The sequence below is a fragment of the Nostoc sp. genome (assembly GCF_041747015.1).
GTDB lineage: Bacteria > Cyanobacteriota > Cyanobacteriia > Cyanobacteriales > Nostocaceae > Nostoc.
Map to the genome: position 1 here is coordinate 1 of NZ_JBGTFY010000187.1, position 15,363 is coordinate 15,363.

13 protein-coding genes and 3 pseudogenes are annotated in these 15,363 nt (G+C 42.1%); 8 read left to right on the forward strand and 8 right to left on the reverse strand.

The features are described from left to right. Positions 1 to 48: 48 nt before the first annotated feature. From ACEW80_RS15615 to ACEW80_RS15625, 3 genes are read left to right on the forward strand one after another with little or no spacing between them, the layout of a single operon-like run. Entirely contained in the window at positions 49 to 651 is a 603-nt protein-coding gene (locus ACEW80_RS15615; protein ID WP_196523063.1) for a ParA family protein, read from the forward strand. Further along, positions 648 to 1,292 (forward strand): hypothetical protein, encoded by a 645-nt coding sequence (locus tag ACEW80_RS15620; RefSeq protein ID WP_373527474.1) that lies wholly within the window; start codon positions 648 to 650, stop codon positions 1,290 to 1,292. The genes ACEW80_RS15615 and ACEW80_RS15620 overlap by 4 nt, the downstream gene beginning before the upstream one ends. After that, complete coding sequence (locus tag ACEW80_RS15625; RefSeq protein WP_373527475.1) at positions 1,285 to 1,416, forward strand: hypothetical protein; 132 nt, start codon at positions 1,285 to 1,287, stop codon at positions 1,414 to 1,416. The genes ACEW80_RS15620 and ACEW80_RS15625 overlap by 8 nt, the downstream gene beginning before the upstream one ends. Here ACEW80_RS15625 and ACEW80_RS15630 read toward each other — a convergent pair. The 3 genes and pseudogenes from ACEW80_RS15630 to ACEW80_RS15640 all read right to left on the reverse strand — a co-directional run. Next, a complete protein-coding gene (locus ACEW80_RS15630) occupies positions 1,413 to 2,744 on the reverse strand; it encodes a GIY-YIG nuclease family protein (protein ID WP_373527476.1) in 1,332 nt (443 codons plus the stop codon). The genes ACEW80_RS15625 and ACEW80_RS15630 overlap by 4 nt on opposite strands. Positions 2,745 to 2,983: 239 nt before the next feature. Further along, a complete protein-coding gene (locus ACEW80_RS15635; RefSeq protein ID WP_373527483.1) occupies positions 2,984 to 3,232 on the reverse strand; it encodes a hypothetical protein in 249 nt (82 codons plus the stop codon). After that, positions 3,171 to 3,356: pseudogene (locus ACEW80_RS15640) on the reverse strand (ABC transporter permease); the annotation flags it as partial. The gene ACEW80_RS15635 and the pseudogene ACEW80_RS15640, both read right to left, overlap by 62 nt. Positions 3,357 to 3,404: 48 nt before the next feature. On the opposite strand from ACEW80_RS15640, the gene ACEW80_RS15645 reads away from it, so the two are divergent. Both ACEW80_RS15645 and ACEW80_RS15650 read left to right on the forward strand, forming a co-directional pair. Continuing rightward, positions 3,405 to 3,794, forward strand: coding sequence for a DoxX family protein (locus ACEW80_RS15645; RefSeq protein WP_373527477.1), 390 nt, complete (start codon positions 3,405 to 3,407; stop codon positions 3,792 to 3,794). A gap of 272 nt (positions 3,795 to 4,066) precedes the next feature. Continuing rightward, positions 4,067 to 4,303, forward strand: a complete 237-nt coding sequence (locus tag ACEW80_RS15650) for a hypothetical protein (protein ID WP_373527478.1) — start codon at positions 4,067 to 4,069, stop codon at positions 4,301 to 4,303. A 1,327-nt stretch (positions 4,304 to 5,630) separates the two neighbouring features. Here the strand turns inward: ACEW80_RS15650 and ACEW80_RS15655 are convergent. Beyond that, positions 5,631 to 6,143 carry a hypothetical protein gene (locus tag ACEW80_RS15655; protein WP_373527479.1) on the reverse strand — a complete coding sequence of 171 codons (513 nt, stop codon included), beginning with the start codon at positions 6,141 to 6,143 and terminating at the stop codon, positions 5,631 to 5,633. Between the two features lie 442 nt (positions 6,144 to 6,585). On the opposite strand from ACEW80_RS15655, the gene mobV reads away from it, so the two are divergent. After that, positions 6,586 to 8,313 (forward strand): MobV family relaxase, encoded by a 1,728-nt coding sequence (gene mobV, locus ACEW80_RS15660; RefSeq protein ID WP_373527480.1) that lies wholly within the window; start codon positions 6,586 to 6,588, stop codon positions 8,311 to 8,313. Positions 8,314 to 9,875: 1,562 nt separating this feature from the next. Here the strand turns inward: mobV and ACEW80_RS15665 are convergent. Further along, on the reverse strand, positions 9,876 to 10,559 hold the full coding sequence (locus tag ACEW80_RS15665; protein ID WP_373527484.1) for a hypothetical protein: 684 nt from the start codon (positions 10,557 to 10,559) through the stop codon (positions 9,876 to 9,878). Here ACEW80_RS15665 and ACEW80_RS15670 point away from each other — a divergent pair. Next, a pseudogene (locus ACEW80_RS15670) lies at positions 10,558 to 11,059 on the forward strand (tyrosine-type recombinase/integrase); the annotation flags it as partial. The gene ACEW80_RS15665 and the pseudogene ACEW80_RS15670 sit on opposite strands and share 2 nt — an antisense overlap. Here the strand turns inward: ACEW80_RS15670 and ACEW80_RS15675 are convergent. From ACEW80_RS15675 to ACEW80_RS15685, 3 genes are all read right to left on the reverse strand, one after another. Next, positions 11,040 to 11,207, reverse strand: a complete 168-nt coding sequence (locus ACEW80_RS15675) for a hypothetical protein (protein WP_373527481.1) — start codon at positions 11,205 to 11,207, stop codon at positions 11,040 to 11,042. The pseudogene ACEW80_RS15670 and the gene ACEW80_RS15675 sit on opposite strands and share 20 nt — an antisense overlap. Positions 11,208 to 11,296: 89 nt before the next feature. Next, on the reverse strand, positions 11,297 to 14,233 hold the full coding sequence (locus ACEW80_RS15680; protein ID WP_373527482.1) for a DUF5906 domain-containing protein: 2,937 nt from the start codon (positions 14,231 to 14,233) through the stop codon (positions 11,297 to 11,299). 392 nt (positions 14,234 to 14,625) lie between these two features. Continuing rightward, on the reverse strand, positions 14,626 to 14,778 hold the full coding sequence (locus ACEW80_RS15685) for a hypothetical protein (protein WP_190734551.1): 153 nt from the start codon (positions 14,776 to 14,778) through the stop codon (positions 14,626 to 14,628). Positions 14,779 to 15,069: 291 nt separating this feature from the next. Here ACEW80_RS15685 and ACEW80_RS15690 point away from each other — a divergent pair. Beyond that, a pseudogene (locus ACEW80_RS15690) lies at positions 15,070 to 15,363 on the forward strand (hypothetical protein); the annotation flags it as partial.

The following is a 15,363-nucleotide window of genomic DNA, read 5'->3' on the forward strand; positions in this document are numbered from 1 at the left end:
ATGTGTGTAAGTGCGATATGATTTTTCCATCTTTTATAAGGAGAGATTATGCCAATCATCTCTCTTAGCTCATTTAAGGGCGGAGTGTCGAAAACAACTTCAGCTATCTGCCTCGCCTCACTCTTTTGTGATGATGGGGCAACCTTAGTTATTGATGCCGATCCAAACCGTTCAGCAACCACTTGGGCAAGACCTGGGGGACTACCATTTCAGGTCTGCGGAGAAAAGGAAGCAGCAAAACTAATGCGATCGCAGAAGTTTGAATTTATAATTTTTGACACTCCTGCCCGCCCTAATGATGTGGAAGTGGAGGATTTAGCAAGGGGCTGTGATCTACTTATCGTTCCAACTCCACCAGACCTGTTGAGCATGGATGCGATGGCACTCATGGCAAAATCCTTGCCCCAAGATACAAACTGGAAAGTCCTACTTACAATGATTCCGCCGCCGCCTCAAAGAGATGGACAGGAAGCAATGGAAGCACTCTTAACACAAGGTTATCCTGTTTTGAGTCGTGGGATTCGATTTTACAAAGCTTATAAGGATGCGGTGACTAGTGGAGTTCCTGTTTATAAGGTTCGAGGGGGCAAAGTAGCATGGCGGGATTGGACGGAAATAAAAAACGAAGTGATTCAAGCAATAAAAGGGTGAGCCGATTTAGTGAGGTCTTAGGGGCAGCCCAAGAAAATACCCAACTACCTGGATACCCAGAAAATCAGCCATCTGAACAGCTAGATACTCAAGTAATCGAAAAATCATTAAGCCAGCCACTTAATGAGGTGAAAAATCAACCACCTGAAAATTTGACAACCCAACTACCTGGATACCCAGAAAATCAGCTATCTGAACAGCTAGATACTCAACCAACCGAAGAATCATTAAGCCAGTTACCTGAACAGGTGAAAAGTCAAATATCTGACAACCCAACCGCCCAAAGACCTGGATACCCAGAAAATCAGCTATCTGAACAGCTAAAAACCCAGTTACCTGAAAATTCAACCACCCAGCAACCTCAACAGCCAGTAACCCGGTCATCTAAACACTTAAAGGATAAAGATAAATTAGCCAAGCGTGAGAATCCCGACTATACCCAAACTACTTTTCGCATTCCTAAAAAATTGAGCAGGCAGATCAATCGAGTGCTGATGGACTTGGCAGACGAGGGGGTAGAGGTGGATAGGAGTGACTTGTTAGAAGAATTAGCCAATGCATTTATCCGACTAGCTGATGAAGTTGGCGTAGTAAAGGCGTTAGAAGAAGTCAAACATCTGGGTACCCAGATGGATGAGTAGCGAAGTAAGGCGATTGGCGAAAGCCACTGAAGAGAAAAGCGATCGCCTGTTTACAGAGATGGTAAAAAATGCTTTGAAAAACTCCAAAGTAAGAAACTCTAGGACTGAATTTCTTACCGTTTAGCTATTTTTTGTTTGTAATAATGAGCCTAATGAATTGCGGTGTAGCCACCCACATAGTTTTATATTTGCGCTGTCATCTGGCTTTGATTGGTATTCACCATTTTGAAGTTCTTCCCGAAGCTTGTCCGTACAATTTGACTTGGCTTCCTTTATTAAATCTTCAAACATAGCTATTGGAAGTAGTAAGCTCTCAACTTCTACATCGTCCTCACTAAATATAATAGTTTCAAATCGGAATTTATAGCCAGACCATCTGATAGTAGGTAGCCTATCTACTGCACTCTGGAAGTTTTTTATTAGATTGTTATACTGTGGATCTGGATTCTTGTTCTTATGCATTATCCACCAATAAACATTGTGCCTAACAAAAAATTTTCCATTTGTGTTAGTACATACCTCTATCTCTACACCGTCTACATACAAGAACTGACGAGTCATTACTCTAGCTTCACCTTCAGGCATTGGCTCTAATTCTTCCCAGGGTTCTACTTCAACGACATTTATATGTTTCCCTTCTTCAGACTGATATTTATCAATAAGCTTTATAGGAATTGGATCATCCTCTAGGGCATCTAAACATGAAATGTTCTCCTTAAGTTCTGATGATGTATTTTCTAAAAATACTTCTAGCTGGTCATGGCTAAAAGCCATCAACTCTACACCAGCTATAGTTTTATAGGTAGTATTCATAAAGTGGACTAGACCTTGAAATGGAGCTAGGTCTATTCTTATACCGTTGTAACTCGTTGACCAATAACCGAATTTACCTAAAGATTTAGGGTCTGTATGGTACTCTTTCCACTTTAAAGAGCTAGCTTTTTTGTTGATATTTTTTAAGACATTTCGTATGCCGCCGGATAGACCGCGTTTGCCATAGACGGGGTACACCAAGTATATTGTTGGCAGTTCTTCGTCAGCAATTGGATCAAATCCAAATATCATAGTATTTAACTTTGCTAGCTGTTGCAGGCTCTGCTGTAGTGCTATCTCAGATGGAGTTATTTTTCTAATTGGCGATACCACTTTCGTCCAATTTAGTGGCGGTTTATATAACTGTATTAACTCATTTTCTAAATTAGCAAGAGCGTTGATATCTTTACTACAAACCATCCAGCTAATACTAATCCGGTCTTTTCGATTAAATCTTTTTAATTGGTTAAATCTATGGTGTTCTCTCCAACGCTCCACCAAGTTTACTGTTCTACCAATATATAATATTTGACCTTTGCTGTTAGAAACAAAGTAGATAGCTATACAATTAGGTAAGCGGCTTTTTTCTAATAAGTAAACTGATGGCAGAGTAGACAGGTCAATATCTTCAATTAGCATCTCTCAATAATAATTGGTTTACTTATACTAATTAGTATAAGTAAAAAATAACCCCATTTAGTGGGGTAAATGATGTCCTTCATTTTCTCAAAAGGACATAAAAGATTAATTGTGGTTCAGTATAAGGCTTTCCGTATATATGCCCATCTTACAATTAGCAAGCCTTGATGTCTTGAGTGATCACTAAATCTTCAAGATTACTTCATTACAACTGCTCAATCAGAAAGCTATTTGCTCCCTCAACCAGTGCTTACTTCCATTGACAGCTTTTTCACATCCTCAATCCGACAGTACCCCCGCTTCCATAGCTGTCTTTGGTTTTTATCTACAGGATGGTAATAAGCCCAAATACTTCCATCTGGTGCTGAATATAACGATATAATCAAAACCTTTTGTAACCCAAAGTTACCTATATCTACGCCGGAAAGCAGCTTCCCATGACCAGCCAGTAAAAGTATAGCCAGTACGGTAAAACAAGAATAGTCCAAATAAGCTGCTAGCTAAATTACCTAAACTACTGAGTGTAGCAATTAGGAAATTTATGCGATACTCTATTTCAGCAGTGAACGCTGCACTCGAAAATAGTCTGAGTACTTTTAAATATCTTGGCATTTTGCAGCCGTAACCCCATCTCACTAACTGAATTTGAAAATATCTATCATGTTAAAAAAATACATTCCTTTGGTTGCTCGTTCATTTTTAGCCGTGATTTTTATTTACACTGGCTTGAACAAAGTGTTTAATTTCGCTCAGACAAGTGAGTCTATGGCTAAAGCTGGACTACCAATAGTAGGAGTGCTACTAGTTTTTACAATTGCATTTCAGATTTTAGGTGGATTGTCCATTATTCTCGGCTACAAAGCGGAAATTGGCGCGATTCTACTCATCATTTTTATGATTCCCGCTACCATTGTTTTTCATAATCCTTTTGCTGATCCTAGCCAATTCAATAATTTTTTCAAAAACTTGTCGATTATCGGTGGACTGCTCCTAGTCCTTACTTATGGATCTGGTTCTCTCAGTTTAGAATCAAAGCGCTCGCTCCTCTAATACCTCACACTCAGAGGAATAAGCTATTGGTTAAAATCATTCCGCATTTATGCAACCTTAAATGAAATCATGCTAAACCTACTCCCATTTATTCAAGAAGTCTTCTCCTTTCTGGCTCAAATGTGTAATAAGCGGCTCAAAGTGATATTTCGTCAACGGTATCAGCATCCGTGCAGAAAGTGACGTTAAGGCTGTAACCCTTATTGGATAAGCATTCTGCCAATCGATATTTTCGCAATTCTCGATGTACCAATTAACCTATAGATTATTTGGTGCAACAATTTAATACGGCTCATCTTGGGTTTGAAGCTCCTAAATTTCAGAGACTTCAATTGGTACAGTTTTATCCGTGGCGATCGCCTACGGCGGTCGGGTACGCCATCGCAGTATTAAAAGCGGCTCATCAATTTCTTGTGACGAAGCCTGACCTTGAACAATTCTCAGCGGGTCTGATTGAATCAGCCGCTTCCCCGTCTAGCTCAGGCGACTCTAAAGCATTACTCAAGTAACTTGGGGCATTGACAGCTACAACTGGTGCAGTCAACGCTGGCTGTGACAAGACAATGTAAACATCACTTATTACATAGGTTTTATGTAGTTTACCAGTATTGAAATAGTAGTTCTAAATACCTTGCCCAAGTGGTAGCTGTTGGGTAGCTCAACTGGTGACACACAGCTACCAGTTGAGTAGTAAAAAAGCGAGTTGTTGAAAATTTGATGATTCCCCAACTGGTAGCTATACAGTAGCCCTACTGCTACCAGTTGAGCATAAGACTTTTCTCGAAAATTTCTGGCGTAATGCTTACTGACTATGACTTACAGCAAATTTTGAACGCTGGATTCATTCTCAATAACTTCAAAATTATTGAGAATATATAATACATTTATGTTGCAACTGTGCTTCAATAATTCTTTCTTGAACTTAACCCAGCCCACTTAACATCCGATTTTTTTTCTTCATGCCTGAATAAAAATTGTTCCTTTTACAATCTTCACGCTTGTTGATAGAGTTGAAACTTGTTTTAAGTAGTGAAGTTGTCTGATTAATCACAGTTACAAATAGCAGACATTTTGCACCTAAAACCCCGATTCCTATGCAAAATAGCAGACATTTTGCACAGCTTATACAGGCTTTTAACTGTTATAGCTGTCAGTCAACTTTGATTATTCACTACAAAATGTCTGCTATTTAGAACATCGCTTTGACCAAAAAATTGGTATCTAATACATACACCAATTAGCTTTTAGCCATTTTTATCAAACTGGCTCATTCTCAATAACTCTAAAATTATTGAGAATATATAATACCTTTGTGTTGCAACTGTACTTCAAAAATCCCGCTCAATCGATCAACTTCGTCAGTAAGTGAATCTGAAATTTCTCCTGTGAGTTCAGGAGTCACTCTATATATTTAGCGTTAACTGAAACAGAAACTCGTCTAACGCAATAACTACACTAAACACTTGTAACCCCGTGAACTTAGTGTAGTTTACCCGTACTAAATCAGTCTCATCCGACACTAATATTTTTGGCCGTCCAAAAGGACAAAAACAGTGCTTTCTTGTCCTTTTGGCCGTCCAGTGAGCGCCAACCCTACTAAATTGTCATGCTCTGCTGACAAATGCCCACCTGTCAACGGCCGTCCAAAACATCAAAAACAGTGGTTTCTTGTCCTTTTGGCCGTCCTGTGTTTTTGAAAAAAATCTTCTGTAACTCTTATCCAGACTCAATTACAGCCGCTTTTTTGCGCTATTTTTATTGCCAATAAGCTGGGTCTTATTGACAATACGTAATCATGATGTGTTGCAATTGTGTTTCAAAAATTCTTTCTTGAATTTAACCGTACCCCAACAGATCAGTAGCTAGTTTGAGGTCTTTTGAAAGTTCCAGTTTCATCAATCCTAAGTCATCCTCATCAAAATCCTCATCAGAGTCATCGCTATCATCGCCATCATCATCAGAAATAAGAGGCTGACTATTGCTTGTCACAGTGGTCGCTGCATTAGCACCACTTTGAGGCTGACTATTGCTTGTCACAGTAGTCGCTGCATTAGCGCCACCAGACACAACTATTGACTGAGGCTCAATTCGAGCAATACGCCTGATAGTTGCCAGTTTCGCTTCTAGACGTTCAATTGCTGACCAACAAGCTTTCTGTAATTCCGGCTGATTGACTTGACCCTCTAACGCTTCAGCAAGCCAAAAAGCTGTAATCGCTTCTATGGCAAACTCTGTCGCTGATCTATTAGAAGGATGCTTCAATAAATAATCAATCACCTTCCCCTCCCATGAATTACTCTTGCGTTTAATCCTGGGCAACTCAACATAGGAATTTTGCTGTTGACTCATATCTTCTCCTCAGTATGAAAAGTTTTTTTTAGTATAAAAACAAATCAATATGTAGCATGAGTATAAATGTGTCTACCTTAACGATAATAGCGATAATATTGTGTCTAAATGTGGTGTTTTTAGCAGAAAAAATGTCAAGTTACTGGCGTTAGGTTTCCCCCCAATAGTGCAATTAATGAGTGCTATTGTGGTGTATAACGCCAAACCATCAAACAATTCCCTAAATGCGCCCCAGAGAGCTAAAAACCCTACACAGCAGGCTTTTTAGCAGCAGAGGGGGTTTTGTGACCGCCAAATTTCGCGCTCGGTGGCTAAGATTTAGGTGTACCCACTACACCTTTTTGCCCTGACGGGTGGCTTGCGCCATTTCTCCCTAACGGTCGAAACAAAAAGGTTCCGTGGGGTCTGCGACGCAATTGCACTCAATTACTCAAAAAGTGGCATGGCTTACGCTATTGCACGGATTAAAAAGCTCAAGCGCAGTAACTTGGCTGGCAGTGAAGCGCATACCGCACGTCAGCGAGAAACACCCAACGCTGATTCAGATAAACAAAATATCAGATTCATTGGCACTAACAACCCAACGCTCTCATTAGATCAGTTGGTGATGGAAAAGATAGGGGAGCAGAAACGGAAGATTCGCCCCGATGCGGTTTACTGCACTGAGATTTTATTGACTGCCAGCCCCGAATATTTCCGTCCCAACTGCCCAACACAAGCGGGTTACTATGAGCAGGAGAAAGTTGACTCTTGGCTTTCTGCATCCAAACAATGGTTAGAGTCGCGCTACAGCGATCGCATTGTCAGGGCAGAATTACATTTAGATGAAGCCACCCCACACATTCACGCTTACTTTGTCCCCCTCGATGAGAAAGGGCAATTGAGGGCCAAGCACTTCTTCGACGGTCGTCAGAAGATGAGGCAGTTTCAAGATTCCTACTCAGAAGCTACAGAACATCTGGGGTTAGAGCGTGGCATTAAAGGCAGTAGGGCGCAACACCAGGACATTAAGGACTTTTACAGCGTTGTTAATTCTGGTATAGAACCAGATAGCAGCCTCACCCAGTTGCAATTGCAAGCCAAAGCAGCTGACCGAGATAGGGCGCAAGCCAAAAAACAGCAGATGGAAGCTACAGCTAAAGCTTTGGCGCTTGAAAATGAACTCAAAGACAGACGCATCAAGGAATTAGAGGCACAAGTAGCTTTTTGGCAAGAACAAACTCAACAACTGCGCGACTTGGCCTTAGAGGATGTTGCCTGGGAGTTGGGGCTAAATTACGAGCGTGAGCGGTGGCGGGGTCACGGACACATCATTAATATAGATGGGCCCAAATTCTACGACTTTGCCCCCGATCAACAAAAGGGATCAGGGGGTGCGATTGACTTGGTGATGCACGTTAATCAGTGCAATTTCCGGCAGGCGGTTGTCTGGTTAGATGAGCGATTTGGTGAAGCTGGGGTAGAACGTGCAGCGATCGCTCACGTTAAGAACAGGGCTGCTGACATTATCCAGACTGAACCCCGTCCCCAATTCGCCCCACCTGTTGAAGATAAAGCTAACTGGTCTGCCGTTGAAAATTACCTCACTCAAAACCGGGGCATCCGCTCTGACTGTGTACAAATGCTTTATAACCAGGGGCTAGTTTACGCTGATCAGCAACAAAATTCTGTTTTTGTCATGCGAAATCTTGATGGTCAACGTAACGGTGCATTCCTACGGGGAACTAGGGGGGAGAACAACACTTTTAAGGGATACGAGAAAGGAACCAAACGCAGTGATAGCTGGTTTTACTTCAGTTTGGGGGGAAAGGCTAACGATAAAACCTCAACAGCGATTCTGTGCAAGTCCCCCATCGATGCTATCTCAAGAGCTATGCTGGAATATCTTATCAGGGGCGATGTCCCACCCGAACGAACAGTCTATATGGCTATTGATGACATCAAGAGCTTACCAGTTGAGCGATTGCAGAAAGTTCCTAATATACTGGTGGCGTTTGGTAACGATAAAAGCTCTGATGCGGCAGCACAGCGTGTATTAGAACTAATGCCACAGTCCCAAATTAAAAAATCTCAGGCACACGATTGGAATCAGCAACTTCTCGATTATGGGCAGCAGTTAAGGCAACAGCAGCAACAGCAACGCCAGCAGGATGATGAATTGAGTCTTTAATAGTCAGCGTTGAAGACAGTGAACTGTACAGTCGCTTGATATTTTTTAATATTTACTTATCAGAATTTAACTCATGAGAACCACAGTTCTGATAAGTAGCTCCCCAGGTGTGATCGCACCGTGCCGGAGACAACGCACAAGCACGATCAGCATGACTGAACCTACTGGGGACTATTGCTGGTTTTCGGGCAAGCGTCCTTTGATAGTTCAATCTCAGAGGTTAAAGGGTTAAACTTTAACCTGCTACTACACTCACTAGTGGCAACAGTAAAAATGCTGCCACATATCATCAATACACCCATACCTAATAAGCCAATAACGAAAGTTTTCGCAATAGACCCATTGTTACTTTGAGCTTTAGTTAAGTTCACCATGTTTTTTTCCTTGTAGTTGTTTTGAGAGCCAGCCTGAAGAACTTGGTTCTCGTAAATATGTTTGTGGGTGTGCCCAGGCTGATAACTACAAAATGTCAACTTCTCAAAAAAACACTCAAAACAACGGTATACTAACCATTTCAGGCTTTAGGACAGAATCAACAGTTACTTCTACACATAAAGTTTTTACAAAAGTTTATAAATTTTTACAAATCTTCATATTTACCAACATGAGGCAAAAGTAGCCAAGGCAAATTTGGGTGACAGTGACTACCCAATAATATAAAAAGTGGGGTGTCTTTTCAGACACCCCACTTTTCAGTTAGTTAGTATATTCGATAAATAAAAATAAAAGTAATTTCGATAAAATAAATTCTAAGTTTGACTTATTTTTTTTTCTTTTTGCTTTTGTCTTCCTCCTTAAACTCAAAAGTTATTTTTCCGGGTATTGGCTGTAGGTTAAAGGGTTCTTTAGTTGGGGACAGAAAATAAATTCCTGTTTGAACACAGAACACCAAAACGACCGCCGGGACTGCAACTTTGAAATTCCTCATCTTTTTTCTTGAACGTGAGGATAAACAAATTTCACTCACGTCTTTCAAGTTAAGCTAGGTTCTCCAATCACTAACCCGAAAGGCGTGAGAGAACCCGGAAGTTGCAGTTATTCCATATTAACTGGTACTTTCATCTAAGAGAAGAATAAATTCGTAACTATACGTAAGCTTCATCAAGTGGGTAGTGTAAGTTTACACTTATATTTTGGCAAGCCTATAGAGCCGCGATCTTGCAATAAAGCTACACAGCCGAAGCTCTTAAAAGGGTAGCCGCCGAGATACCCGCAAAATGGGACACGTTGTAAAGTTATGTTACGCAGATGTTTGGGAATCCTTGATTTTACGTTATTTCAATACCAGATTGAGCGTGTCATCTCTTGTGAAAACATTCCCTAAAAGGGTCATTTATGGGCAAGTGTAAGGGACAAAAAGGGGTGAAAGTTTGGTTTTACCGTGCAAAAGTTTGATTCGCCCTATATCATTTTTGGGCAAGTTAGTAAATCAACAAGGGATTGTTTGCAATATTTATTTACAACGTGTCTCTTTTTGCAGGTATCTCGGCGGCCACCCTAAAATCATTACACTGCTTAACCCATGATTTCTTTTGGCGAAATTTGACGCAATTGCACCTAGCTCACCCAATTACAAATGCTTCTCTAAGATAGACATCTCGGTTGCCTTCCTTAGTCACGATAGTAATAGTCCCGTGAGTTGGGTCGTAACCGATCATCTCACCCGCGAACTTAACAGCCCCAGAAAGCGATCGCACTTCAACCAGATGCCCAACATATAAATTGATATCGTCTCCCTCGCTCTCAGCCTGTAGCAGCGAGATTGGGTTATCGAGAAATTCAACCTCCTCGGATTTACCCGCACCACTTTCTAGCTGTTCCGCACCACTTACGCAGGGTTCGCCGCAGCAGTTTTCCTTATTTGGCAAGGGTTCCGCACCACTTACACCAGTTGGGGCTACATATTCTTCTTTTTCCATTGGCTCAGTCAGAATATTTAATTGCATTTCCCGATCTTCAATGTTTTCTGTAGAATTAGAAAAAGTGGTGCGGGTGGTGCGGAAGTCTTGATAATGCGTTGTTTCTGGTGCGGAAAGTGGTGCGGAAGTGGTGCGGGTAGAGTCCAAAGTGGTGCGGGTAACTGACAAAATGCCAATGCCTTTCAGTATTGGAATCTGCTTTTTGCGAACATCACAGTACCTACTTGCGATGACTGCCTTGGGGAAGAGTTGAGCGATTCGAGCGCTGACTTGGTTAATGCCCTTCACGTTTTTGTCGCTGGGGCGTACTTGGCACGGTGATGCCACTCAAGACATTTACACACCCAAAGGCAACGTTAGACCCAGGCTGATTATTAGGAAGTCAAACACTAAAGGGAAGTTGGCTACTCGCTCTATACCAGTAATTGAAAGATTTACGCCAAATACTAAGCAATTATTACCCACTGGCAGGAGATGATTATCTGTTCCCCGGTCGCAGTGATGGACACATCAGCGAAGACTCAGCCTCTAGGATTTTGAGAGGTGCTTGCAAACAAGTTGGGATAATTGGCGCGAGTACGCATAGCTTTCGTCGTAGCGCATTATCGCAGATGAGTAATGCTGGTATACCACTGCGGGTAATTCAGGAAATCTCAGGGCATCGGAATTTGGAGCAGTTGCAGAGATATTTGGAAGTGACCGACGAGCAGGTGTTGGGGGCGGCGGCGAGTTTGTCGATGCTCTCACCTGTGGTTAGTAATGGTGTAGAGATAGATACTAACCAAAAGCTTGAAATTGAGGCAAATACTAGCCGTCACGGGAAGTAGTCTCGTAGAGAGATGCATTTCGGTTCCCTTGCTCGGTGGCCACAGTCACAATTCCATTCTTGGGGTCACAGTTAATCATTTCACCCGCAAACTTGACAGCACCACTAAGCGATCGCACTTCAACCGAGTTCCCAACAAACAATTCCATTTGTTGGGGTAAATATAGCGAACGGCGAATACCCTTAAGTAGTTTATTTATAAAACAGTGAGCTAACGGGTGGTAGTGACCACCTATTTTTATGAGCCAAAGTGAACCTCCCTCTCGGCGGCTGGGATTAGCATCTCAAGTTGCGCGAATTCACCCAAGGTCAAAAACCCGTGCAGTTCTAAATAAGAAGAGATTTCCATTTCGCTCAAAATCTCTTTAATCACTTCCCAACTCGGATTAGGGGATTCCAAGATACAAGCGATCGCTTCTGAAGCTAAAACCTTGGAATCTTCGTCAGATCGCACCGACTCTGATTCACCCGCACCAGTGACGCATGAGTTTTCCTTATTTTGCAAGGGTTCCGCACCACCCGCACCAGTTGAGGTGGCATATTCTTCTTTTTTCACTGGAGGAGAAAGCAATTCAATTTTCACCTCTGACTCTTCAATGTTGTTTTCCTGAAAATCTTCTAAAGTGGTGCGGGTGGTGCGGAAGTCCTGATTTTGCGTTGTTTCTGGTGCGGCAAGTGGTGCGGAAGTGGTGCGGGTTGAGTCTATTGTGGTGCGGGTAGCTGACAAAATTCCAATGCCTTTCAGTATTGGGATGTTTCTTTTGGCAACGTCGCAGTACCGAGTCCCCTTGACCGCTTTCGGAAAAAGTTGGGAGATGCGGGGAATGATTTGGTTGATGCCCTTCACGTTTTTATCGCTGGGGCGAACTTGGTCTAGCCACGTTCTGCGGTTGCCCTCATCTATGGTCAGCGTTCCATTATCGATATAGTGCTGTTCCAGCATTGACCATAAAGCCCGTGCGGTAATTTCCCCATCAGGCACATAACCTATATTTGCGCTCTCTATGAAGTCAAAAAGATGATTATTCTCTCTCTGAAGGTTGTGGAAAGCGTCGGTTGTGCATTCATAATCGATACCTGACTCTATAAGGTTGTTGAGTGCTTTTAGCATTCTATTTAGGAATGCAGGGGCAACATGCGTTCTAATAAACTCTGGATCGTAGCGAAATCGGGGGTCGCCTTTTATCTCGTTTGGATTATTTGGGTCAGGATTATCTACAAAGGTTTTCCTGAATTCTAAAATTGCAATCCTATCTTTGATTGCTTGTATTACGCCTTGAAAGGCGGGAGTCTCGTTTAAGTTGAAAATACCTATTGCGTTAGAAGAGAATTCTATATGGTCTTTCCCTTTCTGTTCGCAATGTAGTGTATCTCCAGTGACAAATAATTTTAAACTTTGAAGTCTATCAATCCTAGATGTTTGTGGGTTTTCAGAAGCCCAGTTAACTCGACTATATATAAGTGGGGCTAGTCCGAATTTTCTGCCTTCGTCATAAGATTGAAAGTCACCCAAGGAGACAGAAGTTAATCCGTTCTTTCCGTAAATGGTTGATACACATTCGCGCAGAGCATCTTTACCATTAGAACCAAGACCAATTGCAAACATTGCTTTTACCTCTCTGCCTCTGAATTTTCTAACAGTTTGAAGGTCAAGGGATGCAGCAATATTTCTCAGAAATATTTCTTGTTGTGGCTTGTCTAAGCAAGCTAAAAGTTGCTCACAATATGTATCGTCAGCCGACGGGTCATATTCAATTAACGGTTCATAAATGAAGTAGTCCTGGGGCGTATGCGGGTCTAATCTTATTGTAAAATCCCTGCCTTCCCACTCAACCCTGACTATCCCATTAGTGCAATTTACGCCAGGAGGATTGATTAGTTCTGGGTCAATTTCTGTCCCCATTTTTACCCATTCCAAAACCTTCTTGACTGAACTAGGTGAAGCATAGGGACAAGACTTTTTACCCTGTTCGTTCTCGACTACAAAAGAATTGCAAAAGTCGTAAATTCTTTTGCGCTCTGTGGAATCTGGAGAGTGTTTGTAGTGGTTGCCAGTGTGAAAGTAGAGCTTATCCGCAGCACAAATCCAGTTCTTATCTCCGTAAAGAGCTTGAAAAGCTTGCTGAGTGAAGGCTACAACCGGATTTTGGTCGTCATCATTAATGACGTTTACCTCTGCCTGTTGCGCTTGCGATCGCTGCGCCACAGCCGCGTGAATCTCCTGCTCTAGCTTGCGGATAAATTCTGGTGTTTCCATCTGCCCCAAGATTTCTTTGATGTCACTTGATTTATATGGTAAATCGGGGCAGATGTCGTGAGGGTTAATTCCAATAAATGCAATCCCCACCTCGTCGGCACATTCCTGGCAAGTCTGGAGTTTCTTTAACCCAGTGTCATCGGGGTCATGCAGGAAAACGATTAATCCTATGCCTGAATCCTTGATGAGTTGGTATTCTGGCAGGATTGATTTTTTGTCCCAGGCACTACCTTGGAAAGTGAACCCAGCAAGCCCATGCTCTCGACCAACTTCTACGCACCCCTCCCCTTCGTGTTGGAGTAGTGCCGGGGTTCCTTGTACAGATTTACTAGCAGCGATCGCTTCATCAATGCGGTAAGCTTTCCAGGGTTCATCCCCTTTTCTCATCTCTGGAGTGCCGTCCGGGAGCCTGTGCCATTGGCGGAAGGATTTATCTTTTCCCTTCTCTTTGATGTAATCCGCCCATTCATAGCGAATTACCCATTGGGTTTGTGAGTAAGGGTAGATTGTTTGTGTTGCATTCCCTGGTATTCCCTTTGGTAGCTTGCAAGTTATATTTTGAGTTTGGGGTATGTCAGTCGCCGCTTGGGTCAACATCACCAGTGCTAATTCACCATCTGGAATGGGCGCACTTTTGGGCAAGATTCTCTTGGGGTTGGGTATTTTCGCTTTTGGGGAAGTTGTATAATTAACCCCTGCCCTTTCTGCCACCACTTCAGCCCAAGGTTTAATCGCCTCTCTGATGTCCTTACACTCACAATTATTGAAGCATCTGTACTTCCCGGTTTCTGGGACAATAGATAAGTCATTACCGCCACAAACTGGACAAATAAACTTATTTTTAACTTTGGACGGTTCTAGCTGGTCTACAAAATTGCGAATATCGAAGGAGGCGAGTGCTTGTTGTGTGGTCAACATTAGCGAATACCTCCGATTTGATTCAATTGTTGAATTAACAAAATGGCTAAATCGCCTGTGTAGCAAATGTCTTCAAGGATTTCAAGAGGATTTGTAAGTGAGTATTCACTTATTCTCGGAAACAGCTTTTTACTTGATGTAATATAGTTACAGACGTTCCGGGCACACATACCGATGGTTTCGGTATGGCCTACCGTGTAATATTGGTTAATCATGGACTAATTGATTGTTCGATTCAGTTGGTTCGATTTCGAGGAAATTTTTGATTTTTTGAATGGTTTCGGGGTGGTATCCGAGCCATTTTTTTTGAGTAATTGCTACAAGCCCAGCAATTCTGAAGCAGCTTCAGTACAAAAGACTATTGTCGCTATGTGGCTTAGAGCGTCACATGGTCATTCTTCTTCATCATTTTTATTCCTGGTTTTCTTTTTACGTTTGGCGATCGCATCCATGACGATACGCTCAATTAAATTGCTTATGGATCTGCCTTCATCCTCAGCCCAAGATTCTAAATCCTCCTTTGTTCCCTCAGAACAGGAAAACATAATACGTGGTTTTCTTGCAACCATTTTCAACACTTTTCTACATATTGCCTCCAGCATACTTGTTCTAATGAAATATTAACTGTTTTCAGCATAGTGTTGACAAATGCTGCGTATGTCAACTAACATAACAGGCATAAGGCAGAAATGCCAAGGGATAACAAGGACTGCGTTAACTGGTTGAAATGCCACGGATTTTAAATGGGCTACCACCTTAAAGCAGAGATAGTCAAAACCAAAGCAGCAAGCCTATTTCAGAACTTTGTCAATTAAATATTTTGGGGATTAAGGATTATGACAGATTTGGCAGTTAATACCGAAAATGCCAACACTGGGCAAAAAGGTACACTCACGATCGTTGCTGGTTACGACCTCGGTAATTCCAGCATTAAATTTGTATCATCAGACCGCCAGATAAGATTTCCCAGTTATTTAGAGAATTGCTATTACCGTCCTACAGAGACTCCCACAGAAGGTTACGTTGAGTACCTAGAGGGAGATGCACTAACTAAACTGGACTACAAGCAATGGTTATCGGGCTATGCAGCTTACGATGCCAACCCGAAAAACCATCTTCGGGTTACTGAT

Excerpts from the sequence above, each read along its gene's own strand:
- ACEW80_RS15615 (WP_196523063.1), top strand. The coding sequence starts at position 49 with ATGCCAATCATCTCTCTTAGCTCATTTAAGGGCGGAGTGTCGAAAACA.
- ACEW80_RS15625 (WP_373527475.1), top strand. The coding sequence starts at position 1,285 with ATGAGTAGCGAAGTAAGGCGATTGGCGAAAGCCACTGAAGAGAAAAGC.
- ACEW80_RS15630 (WP_373527476.1), bottom strand. The coding sequence starts at position 2,744 with ATGCTAATTGAAGATATTGACCTGTCTACTCTGCCATCAGTTTACTTA.
- ACEW80_RS15645 (WP_373527477.1), top strand. The coding sequence starts at position 3,405 with ATGTTAAAAAAATACATTCCTTTGGTTGCTCGTTCATTTTTAGCCGTG.
- ACEW80_RS15655 (WP_373527479.1), bottom strand. The coding sequence starts at position 6,143 with ATGAGTCAACAGCAAAATTCCTATGTTGAGTTGCCCAGGATTAAACGC.
- mobV (WP_373527480.1), top strand. The coding sequence starts at position 6,586 with ATGGCTTACGCTATTGCACGGATTAAAAAGCTCAAGCGCAGTAACTTG.
- ACEW80_RS15675 (WP_373527481.1), bottom strand. The coding sequence starts at position 11,207 with ATGGAATTGTTTGTTGGGAACTCGGTTGAAGTGCGATCGCTTAGTGGT.
- ACEW80_RS15680 (WP_373527482.1), bottom strand. The coding sequence starts at position 14,233 with ATGTTGACCACACAACAAGCACTCGCCTCCTTCGATATTCGCAATTTT.
- ACEW80_RS15685 (WP_190734551.1), bottom strand. The coding sequence starts at position 14,778 with ATGTTTTCCTGTTCTGAGGGAACAAAGGAGGATTTAGAATCTTGGGCT.